This is a genomic window from Streptomyces sp. NPDC126503, assembly GCF_040302405.1.
In the GTDB taxonomy this organism is placed as follows: Bacteria; Actinomycetota; Actinomycetes; order Streptomycetales; family Streptomycetaceae; genus Streptomyces; species Streptomyces gulbargensis.
In genome coordinates this window covers 1-21699 of the sequence record NZ_JBEORS010000027.1, presented here as the reverse complement: position 1 = coordinate 21699, position 21699 = coordinate 1, and the positions used below count along the sequence as shown (strand labels likewise).

Here is a 21699-nt window from a genome sequence, read left to right as displayed (position 1 = left end):
GCGCCGTGATCAGCTCCGGTACGGGTTGAAGTCGCCGTAGTCGAGGTACTGCGGCGGCGCCCAGGTCAGGCCGGTGGCCCGCGCCGCGTACGTGAGCGCGGGGGAGGCGAGCGGGCGGCGCTGCCACAGGTGGTGCAGCAGCTCCTGCTCCCGCGCCGCGAAGTCCGGGCCCGCCACGCCGCGCCGGGCCCGGTCCCGCAGGAACGCGAGGGTCGTCGCGAACGACTCGTACTCGCCCACGGCCCGCGCCGCCCCGGGTCCGTACGCGCGGGCGGCGTAGGCGCGGGCCATCTGGCGGGCGCGCAGCGAGGAGAGCGCCGGTGGCTCGGCGGGGGCGAGCCAGCCGGCCGCCGCGTACGCCGGGAGCACCCGCGAGATCGTGCGCAGTTCGCGCTGCCGGCTCCACACGGCGAGCCAGGTCAGCAGCCCGAAGGCCGGGACCATGAAGACCGCGTACACGGCGTAGAAGGCGAGCGGGCCGCCGAAGGTGGCCGAGCCGTTCCACAGGGCGTGGACGCCCATGGCGAGGAGCAGTCCGGCGAGCGGCAGCAGCACCTTGCGCGGCCGCCTGCCGCGCGGGGCGAGCGCGGCGAAGCCGAAGCCGAGGCCGGTCAGGACCGTGAACAGCGGGTGGGCGAACGGCGACATGACGACCCGGACGAAGAAGGTCGCGGCGGTCACCGAGCCGAGGCCGGAGGTGCCGAACTCCTGGTCCTCGCCGAAGGCGTTGCCCAGATAGAGGATGTTCTCGGTGAAGGCGAAACCGGTGGCGGTGAACCCGGCGGCCACCACCCCGTCGACCGGTCCGCCGAAGTCCCTTCTGCGGAAGAGGAACAGGAGCAGGATCGCGGCGGCCTTCGCGCTCTCCTCCACCACCGGCGCGATGACGGTGGCGCCCAGGTTGTCCGCCGCGTCCGGGTCGGCGGTGGCGGTCGCTATCCAGCGGACCGCGAAGGAGTTGGCCAGGATCGCGACGAGCGCGGCGGCGAAGGCGCCCCAGGCGAAGGCGAACAGCAGGTTCTTCCACGGTCCCGGCTCCACCCGGTCGAGCCAGCGGAAGGCGGCCATGAGCAGCGGTACGGGGAGCACGGCGAGGCCCAGGCCGACCAGGAAGCCCTCGGTGCCGGTCTGTTCGCGGACCAGCGCCAGGATGACCAGGGCGCAGAGCGCCAGCACGGTGATCACGGCGACGGCCCGGACCAGCCGGCTGCGCCAGAACGCGCGGCGCGGCCGGTAGCGCCACTGGGAGCGGTCCGCGGCGGCCGGGAAGGCGGGGTCCCCGGGGGCGCGGTGCGGGACGGGCGCGGCGGCTTCCCCGGAGGCGGGGGGTCCGGGCGCGGGGGCTTCGGCGGGCGACTGGGACACGTCGACGACCCTAACGAGGGCCGCCGACAGCGGCGACGGGGTTACGGGCCAGGCCGGCCCGTCCGGTCCGGGCCCGGCGTGTGCCGGCCGGCCCGCCTGTCGGCCTGTCCGCGCCTGGCTGCCCGGGCGGGGCCCGACTGCCTGGCCCGGCCGTCACCGCCCGGGGGCCGCTACCGGTCGTCCCGGGCCCGCGGCTTCCGCGCGAAGAGGAGGTCGTGGACGACGTGGCCCTTGTCCAGGCCCTGTCCCTCGAAGCGGGTGAGCGGGCGGAAGGAGGGCCGGGGTGCGTAACCGCCGTCGGGCCGGGTGTTCTCGAAGTCCGGGTGGGCGGAGAGGACCTCCAGCATCTGCTCGGCGTACGGCTCCCAGTCGGTGGCGCAGTGCAGCACCCCGCCGGGCCGGAGCCGGGTCGCGAGAAGGGTGAGGAAGTCGGGCTGGATCAGGCGTCGCTTGTGGTGCCGCTTCTTGGGCCAGGGATCCGGGAAGTAGACGCGGCAGCCGTCGAGGGAGTCCTCGGTGAGCATCTCGCGGAGCAGGATGATCGCGTCGCCGTTGGCCACGCGGACGTTGGTGAGGCCGTTGCGGTCGGCGAGGCCGAGCAGGTTGCCCTGGCCGGGGGTGTGCACGTCGACGGCGAGGATGCCGGTGCCGGGGTCGGCGGCGGCCATCTGCGCGGTCGCCTCGCCCATGCCGAAGCCGATCTCCAGGACGACCGGCAGCCCGCCGAACATCCCGTCGAGATCCAGGACCCGCTTGCCGTCGATGTCGAGGCCCCAGTCGGGCCACCGCTTCAGCATCGCCTCCGCCTGCCCGGCGGTCACCCGGCTGCGGCGGGGCTGGAAGCTCCGGATCCGCCGCTCGAAGTGCGCGCCGGCGGGGTCGGGCGAGGGCCCTTCTCCGGGCGCGAACATCCGGCTGCCGCGGCGTGCGATGTTCTGCTGACTGACGTTCTCTGGCTGCTCACCCACAATGCGCCAATCCTACGGCGCCCCCGCCGGCCCGGCACGACGCCGCCGACCCGCCGGTCCCGGGGGCGGTCGGCGGTGCGGTCCTACAGGTGCGCCAGGGCCCGGGCGGCGATGTCGCGGCCGATCGGCAGGGACGCGGTCGCCGCCGGGGAAGGCGCGTTGAGCACGTGGACCGTGCGGGGCGCCTCCCTGATCAGGAAGTCGTCCACCAGGGTCCCGTCCCGCAGTACCGCCTGCGCCCGTACCCCCGCGGCGGCGGGCCGCAGGCCGGACTCCTCCACGACCGGCAGCATCCGCCGCACCGCCTCGGTGAACGCCCGCTTCGACAGGGAGCGCCGCAGCTCACCCGCCCCGTATCTCCAGTGCTCCCGCGCGATCGCCCAGGAGCCCGGCCAGGCCAGCGTCCCGACCAGTTCGCGAGGGCGGACGACGGACCAGCCGTACCCTTCCCGGGCGAGCGCCGGGACCGCGTTCGGCCCGACGTGGACGCCGCCGTCGATGCCCCGGGTCAGGTGCACGCCGAGGAAGGGGAAGGCCGGGTCGGGGACCGGGTAGACGAGGCCGCGCACCAGCGAGGGGTCGGCCAGCTCGTAGTACTCCCCCCGGAAGGGGACGATCCGCATGCCCGGGTCGTCGCCCGCGAGCCGGGCGACCTCGTCGCAGTGGAGTCCCGCGCAGTTCACGAGGACCCTGGCGCGGACGATCCGCCCGTCCGCCGTCCGCACGGCCACGCCCCACGCGCGCCGGTCGACGGCCACCGCCTCCGCCCCGTACAGGATCCGCGCCCCGGAGGCCTCGGCGAGCCGGGCGGCGACGGCCCCGTAGTCGCAGATGCCGGTCGTGCCGACCTGGATGGCGGCGATGCCGCGCACCCGCGGCTCGTACTCCGTGATCTGCGCCGGGCCCAGTTCCCGCACCGGGATGCCGTTCTCCCGGCCGCGCTGCACGAGCGCGTGCAGCCGGGGCAGCTCCTCGCGGGAGGTGGCGACGACCAGCTTCCCCGTCACCTCGTGCGGAATGCCCCACTCCGCGCAGAATTTGATCATCTCGGCCGCGCCCCGCACCGCGTACCGCGCCTTCAGCGAGCCGGGACGGTAGTAGAGGCCGCTGTGGATCACCCCGCTGTTGCGGCCCGTCTGGTGGCGCGCGGGGGCGTGCTCCTTCTCCAGGACCGTGACGCGGGTGCCGGGCGCGCGGCGCGTCAGCGCGTACGCCGTCGACAGGCCGACGATCCCCCCGCCGACCACCAGCACGTCACAGTCAAACACCAGCGCCACCTCCCACCCCGATAGTGCACTGGCCCACTGACAAAGCCGCTAAACGCCCACGGGGTGGGACGCGTGTCACGCCGGGGCGACGAGCAGCGGCCGGGCGCGCTCCCTGAGCTCCTTCACGCGCGGCTCGTGCCCGTACGGCTCCAGGCGGTGCAGCAGGTCCCGTACGTACTCGGTGGTCCGGGCCGACGAGATCCGCCCGGCCACCTCCACCGCGCGCGTGCCGGCGGCGCAGGCCGCGTCCAGGTTGCCGGACTCCAGCTCGGCCACCGCCGACACCACCAGCCGCAGCCCGTGCGACCGGACGTACTCCTCGGTGGGCCGGGACAGCGCCTGCGCGGTGAAGCGGCGCACCTCGTGCGGCATCCTCAGGTCTCGGTAGCACTCGGCCGCGTCCGCGCAGAACCGGTCGTACGAGTAGAAGCCGAGCCACGTCGGATCGGCGTCGCCCCGCCGGGAGCGCTCCAGCCAGCCCTCGGCGGAGGACAGCGCGGCGGCGGCGGCCCCCCCGTCACCGGCCTTGGCGTGGGCCCGCGCCTCCACGAGCCGGAAGAAGGACATGGTGCGGGCGGTGGCGAGCCCCCGATTGCGTTCGAGGGCGGCCTGCGCGAGGTCGACGCCCTCGTCGGCGAAGCCCCGGTAGGTGGCCTGCAGGGACATGGAGGCGAGGACGTAGCCGCCGAGGGGCACGTCGGCGGCGGCCCGCGCGAGCCGGAGCGCCTGGATGTAGTAGCGCTGGGCGGCCTCCTGCTGGCCGGTGTCGAAGGCCATCCAGCCGGCCAGCCGGGTCAGCTCGGCGGTCGCCCCGAAAAGGGCCCGGCCGACCTCGTCGGAGTACGAGCCGAGGAGCAGGGGCGCGGCGTCCACGCGTAAGCACTCCGGCACCATGGAGGAGCGCCAGTCGCCGCCCCCGTACTTGGAGTCCCAGCGGCGCGCGTCCTCGGCCGCCTCGCGCAGCTTGGCCACGTCGCTGTGGCCCACGCGCACGTGGTCCGCGCCGTCCGCCGGGGCCGCGCCTCCCGTGCCGCCGGCCGCCGGGGGCCGGGGGAGCTCGCGCTCCACCGACGGATCGGCGGGGGTTATCAGCCAGCGGGAGGCGGGCGTCGCATAGGCGCTGACGGCGAAGGAGCCCGCCAGGGACTGCCAGATGCCGCCCCCGCCGGTCCGCCGGCCGGCCAGGTCCAGCCGGTACAGGTCGGTGGCCGAGCGGACCGCCTCGCCGACGTCGCGCGGGAAGGCGAGACCCACCTCGGGCGCCGGGTCGGCGTCGGCGAGCCCGATCTCGTGCAGCGGGACGGGCCGGCCCAGCTTCTGGGCTATGGCGGCGGCGATCAGATGCGGGGCGGCGCCCTGCGGCACCATGCCCTTCGACACCCACCGGGCCACCGAGGTCTTGTCGTAACGAAGGGTCAGACCCCGCTGCGCGCCGAGGTCGTTGACCCGCCGGGCGAGGCCGGCGTTGCTGATTCCCGCGAGGGCGAGAACCGTGCCGAGCTTTTCGTTCGGCCCGCGTTGCTCCCTGGACATGCGCCACCCCTCGACACCCAGACGGCCGCCACGACGCCGGACATGGGCGTGCGGCATTCGTGAACACAGCGTAGTTCGCCGCATCCCTACCGTTAAGGGTCGGTGTTCCGTATGGCGAGATTGTTGTGTGACGGATCGGCGGGCGGCCGGCGGCGGTCGGGGGCATGCTCCGCCCGTGTGGCCGTGCGCCCGGCCGTGCGCTCTCGTCCGGCCCCGGGGGGAGCGCTTCCATGAGGAACGCGTGGGTCGGCCCGTCCGGCCGGGACAGGAGTCCCGGCGCCGCGGGCCGGGGGACGCCGCCGCCCCATTCCCCGCGGGCGGCGGACGGCACCGGGGGGCGGGAGCGCCTCCCGGACCGCCGCTCTGTGCCGGACACCCGCGAAACATCCGGGGACGGTCGAGAATCGGCCGAATGACGCCGCCGCCAACTGGCCCATGCCAGGGGCGCATTCGGCTTTCGCGCGCGTGCGCCCGCACCCCGCCCCGTGCGCCGTTGTCGTGGCAGCATGTCTCCCACCGAAACGGATGTGGAGGCGCCGATGCGATGGCTGGTGGGCTGGAGCAGTGTCGCCGCGAGCTTCGCAACGGCGGCGGGAGCCCGCGCCGGGGCGGCCGGCGGCACGTACGGCACCGGCTCGCCGGGTGGTGGATACGGCTCGGCGTACGCCGGGGGCTCAGGTTCCGGTTCCGCGTACGACGGCTCGGCGTACGTCCCCGGCCCCGGCTCCGGCTCCGCGTACGACCCCGGGTACGGCGGCCCGGCGGCCGAGGGGCGCACGGTGCAGCCGGTGGGCGCACAGCTCCTGTGGGGCGATCCCGACCCGCTGTGGGCGGTGGGCGACTGGCGCCCCGACGAGATCCGCGTCGTCGCCCTCGACGACCACACCCGCCTCGCCGTGCTCGGCTGCTGCGCCGCAGGCGACGAGGAACTCCGCCTCGGCCTCCTCACCGCCCGCGGCGGTGCCCTGCGCCACCTCACCGCCTGGCCCGGCAGCTACACCGCCGTCGTCCGCGCCGGCCGCCGCATCACCGTCACCGGCGACCTCGCGGGCGCCCGGCCCGTCTTCCACACCCCGTGGGCCGGCGGCACCGCCTACGCCACCGCCGCCCTGCCGCTCGCCGACCTGATCGAGGCCCAGCTCGACATCGGCCACCTCGCGGCCCTGCTCGCCTGCCCCGAGACGCCGGAGGCGCTGCGCGACTCCACCCCGTACGAAGGGGTGCGGCGCGTCCCACCGGGCCACGCCCTCATCCTGCGTGAGGGCTCGCGCGAGATCGCCGGGTACGAGCGGGTCGCCTCGCTCGCGGTCGCCGCGCCCGAGACCGACCCGCGCCAGGCCGTCGAGTCCGTACGGGACGCCCTCGTCGAGTCCGTACGGGCCCGGCTCACCGCCCCCCGGCACGCCCCCGAGGCCCCCCTGCCCGACCCCGGCCCCGTCCCCGGCATGGGACCGGCCGACCGGCGCGCCGCCCGCGGCACGGGCCCCGCGCCCGGCATCGGCGCCGACCTGTCCGGCGGCAGCGCCTCCGGCACGCTGGCCCTCCTCGCCGCCGGCCTGCCCGGCGTCCCCGGCACGATCGCCGGCCAGGGCACGGGCGCGGGGGAGCGGCTGCTCGCCGTCACCTTCAACGACCTGGCGACCCGGCCGGGGCCCGGCAGGACCGCCGAACTGGAGCGGGCCCGCGCCCTCGCCGCCGACCCGCGCCTGCACCACGTGGTCGTCGCGGCCGGCGAGGAGGCCCTTCCGTACGCCTCGCTCGACGGCCCCCTCACCGACGAACCGGGTCCCGCGCTGGTCTCCGCCGAACGCCACCGCAGACGCCTCGCGGGCGGCAGCGCCGACCACTTCACCGGCATGGGCGCCAAGCAGGTCCTGGACGCGCACCCGGCGCGCCTCGCCGACCTCCTGATGGACCGCAGGCGGCGTTCCCTGGTGCGGCCCGTGACCGCCCTCGCCAAGGCGAGCCGGCCCTCGGCGGGCGCGCTCCTGGTGCCGCTCACCGTCTACCGCGCGGCCCGCCGCCTGGCCCGTACGCCCTACCGGACCGGCCTGGAGGCGGCGGCCCGCCGGGTCCTGGAGGCCAATCGCACCGCCCCCGACGACTTCGGCCCCTTGGAGGCCTCCCTGTCCGCCCTGGCCTGGTCGCGGCCAGGACCGGCGGCACGCTGGCTGACGGGGGAGGCCCTCGCCGAAGTATCGGTTCGCCTGCACCGGGCGGCGACCCTGCCCACCTCCGTCCAGCGCCCCGGAGAGGCACGCGCGCGTGCCGCCCTCGCCCGCGCCGCCGCCGACCACCGGGTCCTCGAGCAGGCGGCGGAGATCCGCGGCCAGCGCCTGCACGCCCCCTTCCTCGACAACCAGGTCGTACGGGCCTGCCGCGACCTCCCCGAATCGCTGCGGGTCCAGCCGGACGCCCGGGCCGGGGTCTTGCGCACGGTCCTCGCGGGGGCGGGCATCCACGACCTTCCGCCCGGCTGGGGCGCCCCCCACCCGGCCGTCCCGGCCGCCGCCGCCCGCGCCGGACTGCGCGCGGCGCTGCCCCAGCTCCTGGCCCTCTTCGACGCCCCGCTCCTCGCCGACGCCGGCCTGATCGAGGCGCGCGTGGTCCGCGACGCGCTGCGCTCCGCCGCCGACGGCGCGCCCGTCCCCCTCGACGGCCTCGCCGACCTCATCTCCACCGAACTGTGGCTCCGCCGCCTCCTCGTCCGCCGCGGCTCCTGCTGGACCGACACCACGGCCCCCCGCCCGCCCCGCGCGGTCCCGGGCCCGCTGATCCCCGCCTCGCGCTCGCTGTCCGCCTGAGGGGCGGGCCCGGTGAAACGTTCAGCACACTCTGCGAGTGAATGTCATCCGTTTCCGTCCCGGGCGAGGCCCTACGCTGAAAATCTCGCACCGAGCGAAGGAGGTCCGTCATGGCGATGCCGGTTCCGGAGGACGTGTTCCCCGAGGAGCTGCCCGACCGTGAGGGTGCGAGTGTGCGGGAGACCTTCGAGCTGTTCAGTGCGGCCGCCCCCAAGGGCTGGCGCGTGGAGCTGATCGAAGGGGAGATCTACGTGGTACCTCCGGCCAATGGTGAACACGAGGAGATCGTGTCGGAACTGACCGGTCAGGTCCGTGACCATGACAAGAGGCTCGGCCGGTACACGGGCATCGGCCTCACCCTCCCCGGAGCCACGGATCCGGTACGGGTGATCCCCGACCTCGTCGTCGCCCCCCGGGGCAGCTTCGACGACCCGCACGCGTGGCACGCCCCCGACCCCGTGCTCCTCGTCTCCGAGGTCACCTCCGCCGCCACGGCCGGCCGCGACCGCCTCCAGAAGATCCGGGCCTACGCCCGGGCCGGCATCCCCGTCTACCTGCTCATCGACCGCGAGGCGGACGAGGCCGTCGTCTGCTCGGAACCCGTCGGCGACGACTACGCCCACAAGGCCACCCACAAGCTGGGGACGGCGGTCCCGCTCCCCGCGCCCCTCGGCTTCACCCTGGACTCCGCCGCCTTCCGCGGGGCCGCGGCCGAGTGACCCCGGGGGCGCCCCGCTCCCGGTAAACCCCGAGGCGCCCGCCCCGCCCACCGGCCACAATGACCCGGTGCGGTATCTCATCCTCGGCACCACCGAGGCCCTCGGCCCCGACGGCACCCCCCACCGCCTCGGCGGTGCCCGGCTCCGGGCGCTCCTCGCCGCACTCGCGCTGCGTGGCGGCCGGCCCGCCTCCGTCGCCGAACTCGTGGACGAGGTCTACGGCGACGAACCGCCGCGCGACGCCCCCGCCGCCCTCCAGGCCCTCGCCGGCCGGCTGCGCCGCGTCCTCGGCCGTGAAGCGGTCCTGTCGCTGCCGGGCCCCGGCTACCGGCTCGCCGCCCGGCCCGAGGACATCGACCTGTACGTCTTCCGCCGCCGGGCCGCGGAGGCGGCCGCCCGGCTCGACGCCGGGGACCCGGAGACCGCCGCCACACTGTTCCGGGACGCGCTCGCCCTCTTCCGCGGCCCCGCCCTCGCCGACCTGCCGGGACCCGCGGGCCTGCGCCCCGAGGCCCAGCGGCTCGCCGCCCTCCGCCGGCGCGTCGAGGCCGACCTGCGGCGCGGCGCCCCCGGACTCGTACCGGAGCTGACCGAACTCACCGCCACGTACCCGTACGACGAGGGCTTCCACGCCCAGCTCATCCGCGCCCTGCGTGCCGAGGGCCGCCCCGCCGACGCCCTCGCGGCCTTCGCCTCCGCCCGCCGCACCCTCGCGGACTCCCTCGGCACGGACCCCGGCCCGGCCCTGACGGCCCTCCACCGCGAACTGCTGACGGGCGGCGCGGGGGCGGGGCACGGCACGCCGGCCCCGGCCTTCCCTCCGCACCCCGCCGCTGATCCGGCGCTCCCGGCCGGCGCCGGGTCTCCGCCTGGGGGCCGTCCTCCGTTCCCGGCCGCCGCCGGGTCTCCGCCTCGGGCCCATGCCCTGGCCCCGGCCCCGATCCCGGCAGCCGCCGAGGCGGGCCGGGAGAGCGTGGCGGCCCCGGAGATCCAGGCGCCCCCGGCCGTCGCGGGTGCCAGGGGTGCGCCCACCCCGGGCGCGGCGGCGCCGGCGGACGCGGGGAGCTCCGACCTCCGGGCCTTTGGTCCCGCGTGCGCGGCGGTGCCGGGGGAGGAGACGGCCGCCGCCGTCCCGGCCTTTGGTCCCGCCCGTGCGGTGGCGCCGGTGGACGCGACGACCGCCGACACGCAGGCCCCGACACCGGCCGAAGCTCCGGTGCGCACCGCCCCCGCCGCAGAGCCCACGTCCGCCCCCGTGGCCCCCGCCGCCCCGGCGGTTCCGCAGGCCCCCCACCCCGCCACCGGCAACATCCGGCCCCGCCTCACCTCCTTCGTCGGGCGGGAGCCCGACCTCGCGGCTCTGCGGGAGGACCTGGCCCGCTCGCGGCTCGTCACGCTCACCGGCCCCGGAGGGTCGGGCAAGACGCGGCTCGCGGAGGAGGCCGCGCGGCGGGCCGCGGGGGCCGATGCCTGGATCGCGGAGCTCGCGCCGCTCGACGACCCCGACGCCCTCCCCGGCGCCGTCCTCTCCGCGCTCCGGCTCCGCGAGACGAGCCTCATCGGACGGGACGGCGCGGCGCCGCCCCAGAACGACCCGACCGCCCACCTGGTCGAACACCTCTCCGCGCGCCCCTTCCTCCTCGTCCTCGACAACTGCGAGCACGTGATCGGCGCGGCCGCCGCGCTCGCCGAGACCCTCCTCACGCACTGCCCCCGGCTCCGCGTCCTCGCCACCAGCCGCGAACCCCTCGGCGTGCCCGGCGAGACCGTCCGCCCGGTCGACCCGCTCCCGCCCGACCCGGCGCACCGCCTCTTCACCGAGCGCGCCCGCGCCGTACGCCCGTCGTTCGACCCCGGCCGGGAGACGGCGGCCGTCGCCGAGATATGCCGCCGGCTCGACGGGCTGCCGCTCGCCATCGAACTGGCCGCCGCCCGGCTCCGGCTCCTCACGCCCCGGCAGATCGCCGACCGCCTGGACGACCGGTTCCGTCTGCTCACCTCCGGCGCCCGCACCGTGCTGCCGCGCCAGCAGACCCTCCGCGCGGTCGTGGACTGGTCCTGGGACCTCCTCGACCCGGCCGAACGGGCCCTGCTCCGCCAGGTGTCCGTCTTCGCCGGCGGCTGGGACCTGGCCGCCGCCGAGGCCCTGGCACAGGACGTGGCCGGCACGCTCGGCGCGCTCGTCGACAAGTCGCTGGTCGTCGCCACCCCCACCGACGCGGGCGAGATGCGCTACCGGCTCCTGGAGACCATCCACGAGTACGCCGCGGAGCGGGCCGCCGAGACGCCGGAACTCCTGGCCGCGGCCGAGGCCGCCCACACCGCCCACGTCACCGCCCTGGTCGAGGAGGCCGAGCCGAAGCTCCGCTCCCGCGAGCAGCTGCCGTGGATCGACCGGATCGAACGCGACCTCGACAACATCCGCGCCGCCCTCCACCGCACCCTCGTCACCGACCCCGACGAACCGGCCGCGCTCCGCCTCGTCTTCGCCATGGGCTGGTTCTGGTGGCTGCGCAACTACCGTGCCGAGGCGCAGGCCTGGGTGGCGCGCGCGGTCGCGCTGGGCGACGACCCGGAGGCCCCCGCCGACCCGCGCCACTGGCCGCGCATGCGCCTGCGCATGCTGCAGTTCTTCCTCGCGGTGGAGACGGAGGACACCACGGGCACCTTCCAGGATCCTCAGACGGCCGCGCTCGTCCGCCGTGTGCGGGCCGCGTTCGGGGACCGGCCGGGCCCCGAGGCCGCGCGCTTCCCCGGTCTGCTCTGGCCGTTCACCGCGTACCTCACCGAGGAACCGGCCGCGATCAAGGACCTGCTCGACACCGCCGTGGACAACTGCCGCCGCCACGGCGGGGACTGGGAGGTCGGCGTCAGCCTCATGTTCCGCACGCACATGGTCATCGACATGCCCGGTGACCTGCCCGGTGTGGACGAGGCCCTGGTCGAGCTCCGCGCGCTCGCCCGGCGCGTCGGTGACCGCTGGATGGCGGCGCAGATCGCGAGCGCCGCGGGCGAGGCCCACACGATGCGGGGCCGGCACGAGGAGGCGGGTGAGGCGTACGCGGAGGCGCTCGCCCTCGCCCGTGAGGTCGGCGCCCACGCCGAAGCCCCGTTCCTCCTCGGCCGCCTGGCCGAGCTGGCGTACCGGGCCGGTGACCTCGACGCCACCGAGGCGGGCCTGGACGAGGCCTCCCGCGAGGCCGAGCGCTACCGCGTGCGCGGCACGCAGACGTACATCTGCTTCCTCCGCGCCTCCCTCGCCCTCCACCGGGGCGATGTCACGGAGGCCCGCGCCCAGCTGGAGGAGGCGGACCGGACCTTCGCGATCGGCACGCCGCCGCCGCACTTCGAGGCGGTGATGGCCGGACTCGCCGCCCGGGTCGAGGCGTACGAGGGGAAGGGCGCCGTCGCCGTCGCCAGGGCCGCGCGGGCCCTGCGCTCCGCCCGGGACCTGCGGTGCGCGGACTTCATCACCACGGGCATGGGGGACGGGCTGGCCGTCGCCCTCGCGGAGGCGGGTGAGGCCGCTCTCGCCGTACGGGTCCTGGCCGCCGTGGACCACTGGCGGCAGGGGACGCCCCGCTCGTTCCCGGAACTCCAGGACGCGGAACGGGTGATGGCCCGGGCCCGGGACCGGCTGGGCGCCTCCGCCGTGGCGGCCGCCCGTACGGCGGGGACGGGACTCGGTGTGGACGAGGTGCTGGAGCTGGTCGAACCGTTCGCCCCGGCCGTCGACTCCGTCGACTCCGTCGTTCCCGACGGGCCGGTGGGGCCGGTCAGGAGCAGCTGATCCGGGACATCGCCCAGTCGGCGACGGCGACCCGGCCGAAGGGCGTGTGGTCCTCCACGACGAGCCGGAGGGTGGAGCGGCCGGTGAGGTCGACGTGCACGGGCTGCGGCGGGTCGCCGGGCCTGACCACGTCGGAACGCCAGAGCCGCTCGTCGTCCCCGTACACGGAGAAACGGACGCCACCGACCCCGAGCGGGGCACTCAGATCGTCGATGCCGACCGTCGCGTCGTAACCGGTGCACTGCCGGTTGAGCCGGATGACCAGGGAGGACGGTGCCTGGACGCTGACGCCGTGCGCGTAGGGGGTGCCGCCGATCGAGAGCCCGCCCCGCTGCCACATCCAGGTGCTGTCGGTGAGGGACACCTCGGGCTCCGTGCCGTCGCCGAAGGTCGCGTACTCCAGCTCGCTGACCTGGTAGACGGCGGGCGGGGACGGCTTCGGGGAAGGTTTCTCCGACGTGGGTGCGGGCGTCGGGGTCGGGGTCGGCGTGGGAGTGGGGGACGGCGTGGGTGTCGGCGTCGGTTTCGGTGTCGGCGTCGGGGTGGGAGTCGGCGTGGGGGTCGGCTTCGGGGCCGGGGTGGGTGTCGGCGTGGGGGTCGGGGTCGGGGCCGGGGCCTCGGCGGGTACGAGCGGAGGCGGCGGCACCGGTTTCGGCTTCACCGGGGGCGGCGGCTCGGTCGGCGCGGCGGGGGTGGTGACCGGCGGCGGGGGCTTGGGCGCCGCCACCGGTTCCGGGTCCCCGGCCATGGCCCACACGAGCCCGGCGGCGGCGGCGACGGCCACGGCGGCGGCGATGCCGGCCTTCGCGGGCGCCCCCAGCCCCTCGGCGGCGGCCCCGCCGGCGGCCGCGCCGCCCGAGGTGCCGTTGGCCGCGGCCGCCGCTCCGGCACCGGCCGCGCCGACGGCGCCGCCCGCGACGACCCCGGCGGCCTTGAGCGAGTACCCGGCCGCGAACCAGCCGATGACGGCGACCGGCAGCAGCGCGGGGATCCCGGCGTTGACGTGCGCGAGTTCACCGGCGGCGAGCCGGCACTTGGCGCACTCGTCCAGGTGCTTGCGCAGTCCCCGCTCGGCCCGCATCCGCAGGCCGCCGCGGGCGTAGGCGCCGAGCCGGTCCGCGTACCGGGCACAGTCGCCGCCCTCGGTGAGGGCCTGACTGACGTGGGCCTGGAGGTAGGCCTGCTTGAGCCCTTCGCGGGCGCGGCTGGCGAGGACGGCGGTGGCGTTGGCGGTCAGTCCGAACAGCGGGGCGACGTCGCTGGGCGACTCCTCCTCGACGGTGGTGTGCCAGAGCACCGCCTGCCAGCGCTCGGGCAGGGACCGGAAGGCCTGCATGGCGAGCGACTGCTCGGCCTCGTGCATGGCCTTCACCTCGGCGCCCAGGTCCATCGTGTCCTGGTCGGAGACCTCGGAGGAGCGTGCGGCCTCGGCGGCGAAGACGGCGAAGTCGTCGACGAGGTGCTCGCGCTTCCGCGACCTGACCCAGGTGGCGGCGACGCGGCGGACCGTGGTCATCAGGTAGGCGCGCACGGCCTGTTCGGGCCCGGCCCCGCCCCGTACCGCCTGGAGGGTGCGGGCGAAGACCTCGGCGGTGAGGTCGTCGGCGGTGTGCGCGTCCCGGCAACAGGTCCTGGCGTAACGCCGGACGGCCTCGGAATGCCGGCGGAACAGCTCCTCGTACGCGGTGTCGTCGCCCTCCCGCATGCGCCGGACGAGATCGGCGTCGGACGGCGGCAGCTCCCGGGGCGGCGGCAGCACGGAGTCGTACGCCCCGTCGGCGCCCGGCTCCTCCGGCCTGTCCGCGAACACACCGGCGGACCCGGCTTCCGCGGTCCCCGCGATGCCCGTGAACGCGCCGGTGGTGCCCGGCCCCGTGAACCGGCCCGGCTCCGCGCCGGCGACCCCCGGTGTGCCCCACCCGGACGGCGCCGCCCCGGGAGTCGCCCCCGCGACGCCCCCGGCTCCGGCACCTTCGGCAGCCGCGGCTCCGGGCCCGGCTGCGACGGTTCCCGTCCCGGCTCCGGCGGGCCCCGCCCCCGTCCCCGCTTCCGCGCCCCCGACGGGCATCGTGCCCTCGCGCTGCGGGGGGACGCTCGCGCCGGCCGGTACCGGGCCGTCGCCTGCGGACGTGGTCGGCTGTGCCGGAACGGCGGGCAGTCCCGTCGGGCCGCCCTGGCTCGGTACGTGCCCGGAAGGCAGGCCTCCGGTTTCCGTGGCGCCGCCGCTGTCCAGTGGATCGTCCCGACTGTCACCGCTCATGGCGGAAGCCCCCGTAAGCACGCTCGGATCCGAACACCGGCCAAGCCTGCCACAGAGCGCGGGCACGCCGAAGCGCCGCGTCCACTTACCACTCGTCCGGGGCGACTTCCTGGATCCGGGCGTGACCGCTCACACGTTCGTGGCATGCTCGTTGGTCCGCCCGGACCAGGAAAGACGCGCTCCGCCGCTCGCACCGCCCCGTGGGGCAGGCCCTCCCGGGCCCGTCCCTACCGGGAGCGGAGTCCTTCGAGCAGGATGTCGAGGAGACGGGCCGAGGCCGCCGCCTGCTGGGCCGCGTCCGGCAGTGCCGGAGCGGCGGTGGCTATCACCAGGAGCACATCGGCCACCGTCACGTCCTTGCGCAGTTCCCCCGCCGCCCGGGCCCGCTCGACCAGCCGGCCGACGACCTCCAGCAGCTCCGCGGCGCCCGCGTCGTCCCGCTCGTCCGCGGGCACCCCGCGCGGCGCGACCACCCGCGCGTCGGCCTGCTCGGCCACCACGGCACGCTGGGACGGCACCCGGGCCCCGTCGTCCGCGACCGCGCCCGGCTCGGCGTCCGCGCCGGTGACGGCCGGGGCCACGCCCTCGTCCACGCCGACCCGCAGCACCTGCGGCGGCAGCAGCCGCCCGGCACCCGAGGCCACCGAGGTCCGCAGGAACCTCGAGAGCGCCGACCACGGCTCGTCCTCCTGGCCCAGCGCGGCCCGCGCCTGCTCCGTCAGCCGGGAGGTCTCCTCCTCGGCTATGCGCCGCACCAGCACGTCCTTGCTGGGGAAGCGGCGGTAGACCGTGCCGACCCCCACCCGGGCACGCCGCGCCACGTCCTCCATCGGCGCCCCGTACCCCAGCTCGCCGAACACCTCGCGCGCCGCGCGCAGGACGTGCTCCAGATTCCGCTGGGCGTCCACCCGCAGCGGCGCGGACCGTCCGCCGGACACCGGTGGGGCGCCCGCCCCGTTGCCGTTGCGCAGCTCGGCGACGGCCGTACCCTGCTCGTCGCCGGCCGTGCCGACGACGCTCTGCCAGCGTGCTTCCTGCATGTGCATAAGCGTTCCCCCGCTCATGATGTCTCCCCCCGGAGACTCCCCGCCCTGACACGGGGCCCGGCCCGCGAGCGCAGCGGTCACGCGCTCAGCTCCGGAACCCCGATGAAGTACGAACATAGTTGAGTCGGGGTCAATTCAGAAGGGGGAGTTCCGCACGGTCCGCCCCCCGATCGGAGCAAGGACCGGAACTCACCCGATTCCGGCCCCGTTTCCCGCCCGCCACCCTTGCCCTGACCTGCGGGGTTGTTCGCGCGAGCCGGACGTGCGCCACCCCGCGCCTCCGTACCCCTCCGGTCACACAATCCGTCGAGCCTGTGGACAAACCCCGGTCGGCGTTGCGTCATGGGACAGTGACCGAACCTGCGCGCATTCTCGTGGTCGGCGGTGGCTACGTCGGCATGTACACCGCGCTGCGCCTCCAGCGGCAGCTCGGTGCCGAACTCAGAGCCGGTACCGCCGAGATCGTGGTGGTCACCCCCGATCCGTACATGACGTACCAGCCGTTCCTGCCCGAGGCGGCGGCCGGATCGATCTCCCCGCGCCACGTCGTCGTCCCCCTGCGCCGGGTGCTGCCGCGCTGCCGCGTCCTGATCGGCGAGGTCCGCTCCGTCGACCACGCCGCCCGGACCGCCACCCTCTCCACCCTCGCCACCGAGGAGGAGGGCACCGGCGACACCCGGCTCACCTACGACGAGCTGGTCATCGCCCCCGGCTCCGTCTCCCGCACCCTCCCGGTCCCCGGCCTCGCCGACCACGGCATCGGCTTCAAGACCGTGGAGGAGGCCATCGGCCTGCGCAACCACGTCATCGAGCAGATGGACATCGCCTCCTCCACCCGCGACCCCGCGCTCCGCGACGCCGCCCTCACCTTCGTCTTCGTCGGCGGCGGCTACGCGGGCGTGGAGGCGCTCGCCGAGCTGGAGGACATGGCCCGCTACGCCGCCCGCCACTACCACAACGTCAAGCCCGAGGACCTGAAGTGGGTCCTCGTCGAGGCCACCGACCGCATCCTCCCCGAGGTCGGCGAGGACATGGGCCGCTACGCCGTGCGCGAGCTGCGCGGCCGGAACGTCGACGTACGGCTGCGGACCCGGCTCGAGTCCTGCGAGAACCGCGTCGCCGTCCTCAGCGACGGCACCCGCCTGCCCACCCGGACCGTCGTCTGGACCGCCGGGGTGAAACCCGCGCCCGTCCTCGCCGCCACCGACCTGCCCCTCGACGAGCGGGGCCGCATCCGCTGCACCGCCCGGCTCACCGTCGACGGAATCGAACACGCCTGGGCCGCCGGCGACGCCGCCGCCGTCCCCGACGTCACCGCCCGCGAACCCGGCACGACCTGCGCCCCCAACGCGCAGCACGCCGTCCGCCAGGCCAAGGTCCTCGCCGAGAACCTCGCCGCCTCCCTGCGGGGCGGGCCGCTCAAGGAGTACGCGCACGCGTACGCCGGCTCCGTCGCCTCCCTCGGCCTCCACAAGGGCGTCGCCCACGTCTACGGACGCAAGCTCAAGGGCTACCCGGCCTGGCTCATGCACCGCGCCTATCACCTCAGCCGGGTCCCCACCTTCAACCGGAAGGCCCGCGTCCTGGCCGAGTGGACCCTCTCAGGGCTGTTCAAACGGGAGATCGTCTCCCTCGGATCCCTGGAACATCCCCGGGCCGAATTCGAACTGGCCGCCTCACCACCGCCCGGTCCCGACGACAAGCCGTCGGCCTGACATCACTGTCAGTGCACTCCTCCACACTGGACGTGTGACCATAGGTGGATCCACACCTGCACAGCGTGACTCCGCACGGCACCCACACCACGAGGCGAACAGATCCGTGAACTTCACCCGTTGGAGCGCCCGGCTCCCCGGCACGCAGCGCCGCGCGGCGCGGGGGACCGAACGCTCCGTGCCCGCCGCCCGCGGTGAGTACGGCCGGCAGCCGGAGCAGACCGCCGAGGACGGCGCCGCCGGACGAGCCGACGTGCCCGCCCTGGAGGAGTTCTCCGTCCGCGACCTGATCGGCCGGCTCCCCGGGCTCGTCGCGCTCGTGCACGGCCCCGACCACCGCATCGCGTACGTGAACGAGGCCTACGCGGCCGCCTTCGGCCCCCGTCCGGCGGGCGCCACCGTCGCCGCCGCCTGCCCGGAGGCGGAGGAGCTCGGCCTGCTGCCGCTCATGGACCAGGTGCTCCGCAGCGGCACACCCCGTACGGTCAAGTCCCGGCGCACCCAGGACGGCGGCTCGTACACGGTGACCTGCCTGCCCGTCGACAGCCCGCGCACCGGCGGCGCGGTCCTCGTCCACGCCGCCGACGTCACCGACCACGCCGACGCCGCCGAGCGGCTCCGCGCCAGCGAGCGCCGCCACCGCGAGACCGCCGTCACCCTCCAGCGGTCCCTGCTGCCGCAGGAGCTGGAGCAGCCCGACGACCTGCGGATCGCCGCCACCTACCAGCCCGGCGGCACCGACGCGGCCGTCGGCGGCGACTGGTACGACGTCATCACCCTCGGCGCCGGCCGCACCGCGCTCGTCATCGGCGACGTCATGGGCCGGGGGGTGCGCGCCGCCGCCGTCATGGGCCAGCTCCGCACCGCCGTCCGCGCCTACGCGCGCCTGGACCTGCCTCCGCACGAGGTGCTGCAGCTCCTCGACGGCCTCGCCGCCGAGATCGACGCCAGCCAGATCGCCACCTGCGTGTACGCCGTCCACGACCCCAACGAGGGCAAGCTCGTCTACGCCTCCGCCGGCCACCTCCCGATCCTCGTACGGGACGAGGACGGCACCGTCCGCCGCGCCGAGGACCCCACCGGCCCGCCGCTCGGCACCGGCGGCTGGCTGCACGCCTCGGGCTCCATCGCCCTGCCGCCGGGTTCCACCGCCGTCCTCTACACGGACGGCCTGGTGGAGCGCCGCCGCGAGGACATCGACGAGGGCGTGGCCGCGCTGGCGCGCGCCCTCTCGGGAGCGAGCGGCACCCCGCAGGTCGTCTGCGACCGGCTGCTGCGCTCCCTCGGCGTCACCGCCGAGCACGACGACGACGTGGCGGTCCTCGTGGTCCAGCACCCGTCGCGCGAGGGCGCGGACGCCGAACTGTTCCACAACGCGGCCCTGGAGCTCCTCGGCGGTGTCGAGGCCGCTCCCCGCGCGCGTGCCTTCGCCTCCGGTGTCCTGGCGAGCTGGCGGTTCCCGGTCGAGCTGCGCGACCTCGGCGTCCTCGCCACCAGCGAACTGGTGGCGAACTCCCTCCAGCACGGCACCCCGCCCATGCGGCTGCGCCTCCGCCGCACGGACCGCCGCCTGATCATCGAGGTGACGGACGGCGACGACCACCTGCCGCGCCGCCGCCGGGCGGAAACGGAGGACGAGGCGGGTCGCGGTATCTCGATCATCGCGACGATCGCCTCGTCCTGGGGGAGCCGCCGCACCCCGGGCGGCGGCAAAGCCGTGTGGTGCGAGTTCGCCCTCCCGTCCCGCGTGGGCTAGGGCCTGTCTTCCGGATCTTGCCGGGCTCGCGCCGTCTGGCACCGCGCCTCGCCGCGTTGTCGTCGGTCGCCGATGCTCCGCATGGACTCCCTCCTCCGCCTTGCGATCCACGGCACCAGGCGCCGCTCCCTGATCCGGCCTGATCCGAAAGAAAGACCCTAGACCCCTTCTTTGGGGTCGTGCCGGATCAGACCGCGGTGGTCTCCCGCTCCGGCCGGTGCCGCGCGATCACCTTCGACGGCTTCGCGGCGAGCGACGGCTGGTTCTGCTCGGGGGTGAGCTGCCGGCCGAGCCGGACCGCCAGGAAGGTGATGCCCAGCGAGAAGAGAACGAAGGTCACGATGTACGGGCCGTGGAGCGCCGCTCCCATCGGACCGCCCACGGCGGGACCGACGGCCAGCGCCAGCTGCTTCACCAGGGCGAAGGCCGAGTTGTACTGCCCGACCATCGCCTCCGGCGCCAGATCGGCCACCAGCGGTGCCACGGTCGGCGACAGCATCGCCTCACCGAGCCCGAAGAGGGCGTACGTGGAGACGAAGGCCGCCGTCGCCATGGCCTGGCTGCCGTGCCCGAGCCCCGCGTACCCGGCGAAGATCCAGGCCACGGTCCAGATGAGTCCCACGGCCGCGATGACGCGGGTGCGCTTGCGGCGCTCGACGAACTTCAGGACCAGGAACTGCGCCACCACGATGACCGCGGTGTTGGCGGCCAGGGCGATGCCCAGGGTCGACGGCTGGATGCCCGCGGCCTCGGTGCCGTAGGCGGCGAGACCCGACTCGAACTGTCCGTAGCAGGCGAAGAAGAGGACGAAGCCGAGGACGCACAGCTGCACCATCGCCTTGTGGCGGAGGAGCGCCCGCAGTCCGCCGCCCGCACCGCCCTCGGCGGGCCGGGTGTCGCGCAGCGCCGGGGAGCCCGGCATCCGGACGGTGCCCACGACCGCGGCGAGGACGAGGAACATCGCCGCCTCGATCGAGAACAGCAGCAGGAAGCTGCCCGGGCGGCTCTCGTCCACGAGCTGGCCGCCGATGAGCCCACCGACACCGAGGCCCAGGTTCTGCAGGAAGAACTGCAGGGCGAAGGCCCGGGTGCGGCCGGCCGGCGCCGAGCACCAGACGATCATCGTCGCCAGGGCCGGCTGGAGCACGGCCGTACCGGCACCGAGCAGCGCCGCCGCCGCAACGGCCGCCGGCACGCTCGACGCGAGCCCCATGGCCACGGCACCCACGGCCGCGACCACGGAGGCGCCGAGCAGCACCGGCACGGGGCCGCGCCGGTCGACGGCCCGGCCGCTGAAGGGGAGGACGACGAGGGCGGCCATGGCGAAGACGGCCAGGACGATGCCCGCCGTCGTCGCGCCCAGATCCCGCACCTGTGCGACGTACACATAGAGGTACGGCACGGTGAAGCCGAGTCCGAACGCGCTCAGCGCGCTGCCTGCCTGAATACGGCGCATCGCGGCGCCCCTCACCTTGGTCACACTCACCCACTTCGGTCGGAGGTTCAGAGGTGTATCCCTGAACCCTCAAGACTTCAATACTAAAGTTCGATGCTTAACTGTACACATGGAAGGACTTCAACGCCAACGACTGCCGTGGGATACTCCCCGCATGTCCGACACCGCTCCGCAGGAGCCGAGCCTCGACGAGCAGATCGCCGCCTATCAGCGCGAGTTCCGCGATCTTGATCCCCAGGTGGAGAAGGTCGTCTCCGCCCTCGGCCGGCTGAACCGCCGCATGAACGTGGCGTACGGCCGCCAGCTCGCCGACCTCGGCATCAGCAATGCCGAGTGGGAGGTCCTGAAGACCCTGGTCCTCGCCGGCGAGCCCTACCGCCTGGGCCCGGGCGAGCTGGCCAAGCGCCTCGGGCTCACCCCGGCCGCGATGACCCACCGCATCGACCGCATGGCGGGCGAAGGCCTGGTCACCCGCGACCGCGACGAGAACAACCGGGTGCGCGTGATCGTCGAGCTGACGGACGAGGGCCGCTCGAAGTGGCTGGAGGCCATGCGCATGGCCACCGACTTCGAGGAGGACCTCCTGCAGGACCTCACCCCCGAGGAGCGCGGCGTCCTGGGTGACGTCCTGATCCGCCTCCTCCGCCGCGTGGAGCTCACCCAGCCCGACGCCGGCGGCCGGTTGACGGATCTGGACTGACCGGCCCGCGCGGCCCACCAGGCGGGGGTTGACACGCCCCGCCCGCATACGTAGTGTTCTCCGAGTTGTCACGGAGCCGGAACGGTTCTTCGACAGCCACTCCCGCCGCTGACGCGGCACCTCACCTCAGCACGATCTCCCTCTCGGGACGATTTTCGGCATGCCGAAATTCATTTCGAATGACTCGATTATGAGTCGCCGGGGAAATCCGCTAGAGTTTGAGCCGTCGGAACGGCCCAACAGCCGGAAAGACAACCCCTTCTGACGGGGAATCGGACGCCGAAAGGATCTGATAGAGTCGGAAACGCCGGAAGGGCCC

13 protein-coding genes are annotated in these 21699 nt (G+C 75.3%); 6 read left to right on the top strand and 7 right to left on the bottom strand.

Features of this window, described 5'->3' with window-relative positions; all coding sequences use genetic code 11:
* Positions 1-9 precede the first annotated feature (9 nt).
* The 4 genes from ABTY40_RS26590 to ABTY40_RS26575 all read right to left on the bottom strand — a co-directional run bounded on the left by ABTY40_RS26590 (position 10) and on the right by ABTY40_RS26575 (position 5134).
* Complete coding sequence (locus ABTY40_RS26590; RefSeq protein WP_352061838.1) at positions 10-1365, bottom strand: PrsW family intramembrane metalloprotease; 1356 nt, start codon at positions 1363-1365, stop codon at positions 10-12.
* Positions 1366-1535: 170 nt separating this feature from the next.
* The gene (trmB, locus tag ABTY40_RS26585) at positions 1536-2276 is read right to left on the bottom strand and encodes a tRNA (guanosine(46)-N7)-methyltransferase TrmB (protein ID WP_352061884.1); all 741 of its coding nucleotides are present in this window, start codon (positions 2274-2276) and stop codon (positions 1536-1538) included.
* Between the two features lie 140 nt (positions 2277-2416).
* The gene (lhgD, locus tag ABTY40_RS26580) at positions 2417-3601 is read right to left on the bottom strand and encodes an L-2-hydroxyglutarate dehydrogenase (RefSeq protein WP_352061837.1); all 1185 of its coding nucleotides are present in this window, start codon (positions 3599-3601) and stop codon (positions 2417-2419) included.
* Between the two features lie 75 nt (positions 3602-3676).
* Entirely contained in the window at positions 3677-5134 is a 1458-nt protein-coding gene (locus ABTY40_RS26575) for an NsdA family TPR-like regulatory protein (protein WP_352061836.1), read from the bottom strand.
* A gap of 539 nt (positions 5135-5673) precedes the next feature.
* On the opposite strand from ABTY40_RS26575, the gene ABTY40_RS26570 reads away from it, so the two are divergent.
* From ABTY40_RS26570 to ABTY40_RS26560, 3 genes are all read left to right on the top strand, one after another.
* Entirely contained in the window at positions 5674-7938 is a 2265-nt protein-coding gene (locus ABTY40_RS26570) for an asparagine synthase-related protein (RefSeq protein ID WP_502990685.1), read from the top strand.
* 110 nt (positions 7939-8048) lie between these two features.
* Entirely contained in the window at positions 8049-8657 is a 609-nt protein-coding gene (locus tag ABTY40_RS26565) for a Uma2 family endonuclease (RefSeq protein ID WP_352061834.1), read from the top strand.
* Positions 8658-8724: 67 nt separating this feature from the next.
* Positions 8725-12447 carry an AfsR/SARP family transcriptional regulator gene (locus ABTY40_RS26560; RefSeq protein WP_352061833.1) on the top strand — a complete coding sequence of 1241 codons (3723 nt, stop codon included), beginning with the start codon at positions 8725-8727 and terminating at the stop codon, positions 12445-12447.
* Here the strand turns inward: ABTY40_RS26560 and ABTY40_RS26555 are convergent.
* Both ABTY40_RS26555 and ABTY40_RS26550 read right to left on the bottom strand, forming a co-directional pair.
* On the bottom strand, positions 12434-14707 hold the full coding sequence (locus tag ABTY40_RS26555) for a sigma-70 family RNA polymerase sigma factor (protein ID WP_502990682.1): 2274 nt from the start codon (positions 14705-14707) through the stop codon (positions 12434-12436). The two genes, ABTY40_RS26560 and ABTY40_RS26555, sit on opposite strands and share 14 nt — an antisense overlap.
* 227 nt (positions 14708-14934) lie before the next feature.
* Positions 14935-15753, bottom strand: a complete 819-nt coding sequence (locus tag ABTY40_RS26550) for a TetR/AcrR family transcriptional regulator (protein ID WP_352061883.1) — start codon at positions 15751-15753, stop codon at positions 14935-14937.
* A 350-nt stretch (positions 15754-16103) separates the two neighbouring features.
* Here ABTY40_RS26550 and ABTY40_RS26545 point away from each other — a divergent pair, with 350 nt between their 5' ends.
* Entirely contained in the window at positions 16104-17468 is a 1365-nt protein-coding gene (locus tag ABTY40_RS26545) for an NAD(P)/FAD-dependent oxidoreductase (protein ID WP_352061831.1), read from the top strand.
* A 106-nt stretch (positions 17469-17574) separates the two neighbouring features.
* A complete protein-coding gene (locus ABTY40_RS26540) occupies positions 17575-19224 on the top strand; it encodes an ATP-binding SpoIIE family protein phosphatase (RefSeq protein WP_352061830.1) in 1650 nt (549 codons plus the stop codon).
* Between the two features lie 187 nt (positions 19225-19411).
* Here the strand turns inward: ABTY40_RS26540 and ABTY40_RS26535 are convergent, their stop codons facing one another.
* The gene (locus tag ABTY40_RS26535; protein WP_352061829.1) at positions 19412-20680 is read right to left on the bottom strand and encodes an MFS transporter; all 1269 of its coding nucleotides are present in this window, start codon (positions 20678-20680) and stop codon (positions 19412-19414) included.
* 154 nt (positions 20681-20834) lie between these two features.
* Here ABTY40_RS26535 and ABTY40_RS26530 point away from each other — a divergent pair, with 154 nt between their 5' ends.
* The gene (locus ABTY40_RS26530; protein ID WP_345289735.1) at positions 20835-21380 is read left to right on the top strand and encodes a MarR family winged helix-turn-helix transcriptional regulator; all 546 of its coding nucleotides are present in this window, start codon (positions 20835-20837) and stop codon (positions 21378-21380) included.
* Positions 21381-21699 lie beyond the last annotated feature (319 nt).

Bases quoted from the DNA above. Each gene is read 5' to 3' on its own strand.
- trmB (WP_352061884.1), bottom strand. From the start codon at position 2,276: ATGTTCGCGCCCGGAGAAGGGCCCTCGCCCGACCCCGCCGGCGCGCAC.
- ABTY40_RS26575 (WP_352061836.1), bottom strand. From the start codon at position 5,134: ATGTCCAGGGAGCAACGCGGGCCGAACGAAAAGCTCGGCACGGTTCTC.
- ABTY40_RS26570 (WP_502990685.1), top strand. From the start codon at position 5,674: ATGCGATGGCTGGTGGGCTGGAGCAGTGTCGCCGCGAGCTTCGCAACG.
- ABTY40_RS26565 (WP_352061834.1), top strand. From the start codon at position 8,049: ATGGCGATGCCGGTTCCGGAGGACGTGTTCCCCGAGGAGCTGCCCGAC.
- ABTY40_RS26555 (WP_502990682.1), bottom strand. From the start codon at position 14,707: ATGAGCGGTGACAGTCGGGACGATCCACTGGACAGCGGCGGCGCCACG.
- ABTY40_RS26550 (WP_352061883.1), bottom strand. From the start codon at position 15,753: ATGCACATGCAGGAAGCACGCTGGCAGAGCGTCGTCGGCACGGCCGGC.
- ABTY40_RS26535 (WP_352061829.1), bottom strand. From the start codon at position 20,680: ATGCGCCGTATTCAGGCAGGCAGCGCGCTGAGCGCGTTCGGACTCGGC.
- ABTY40_RS26530 (WP_345289735.1), top strand. From the start codon at position 20,835: ATGTCCGACACCGCTCCGCAGGAGCCGAGCCTCGACGAGCAGATCGCC.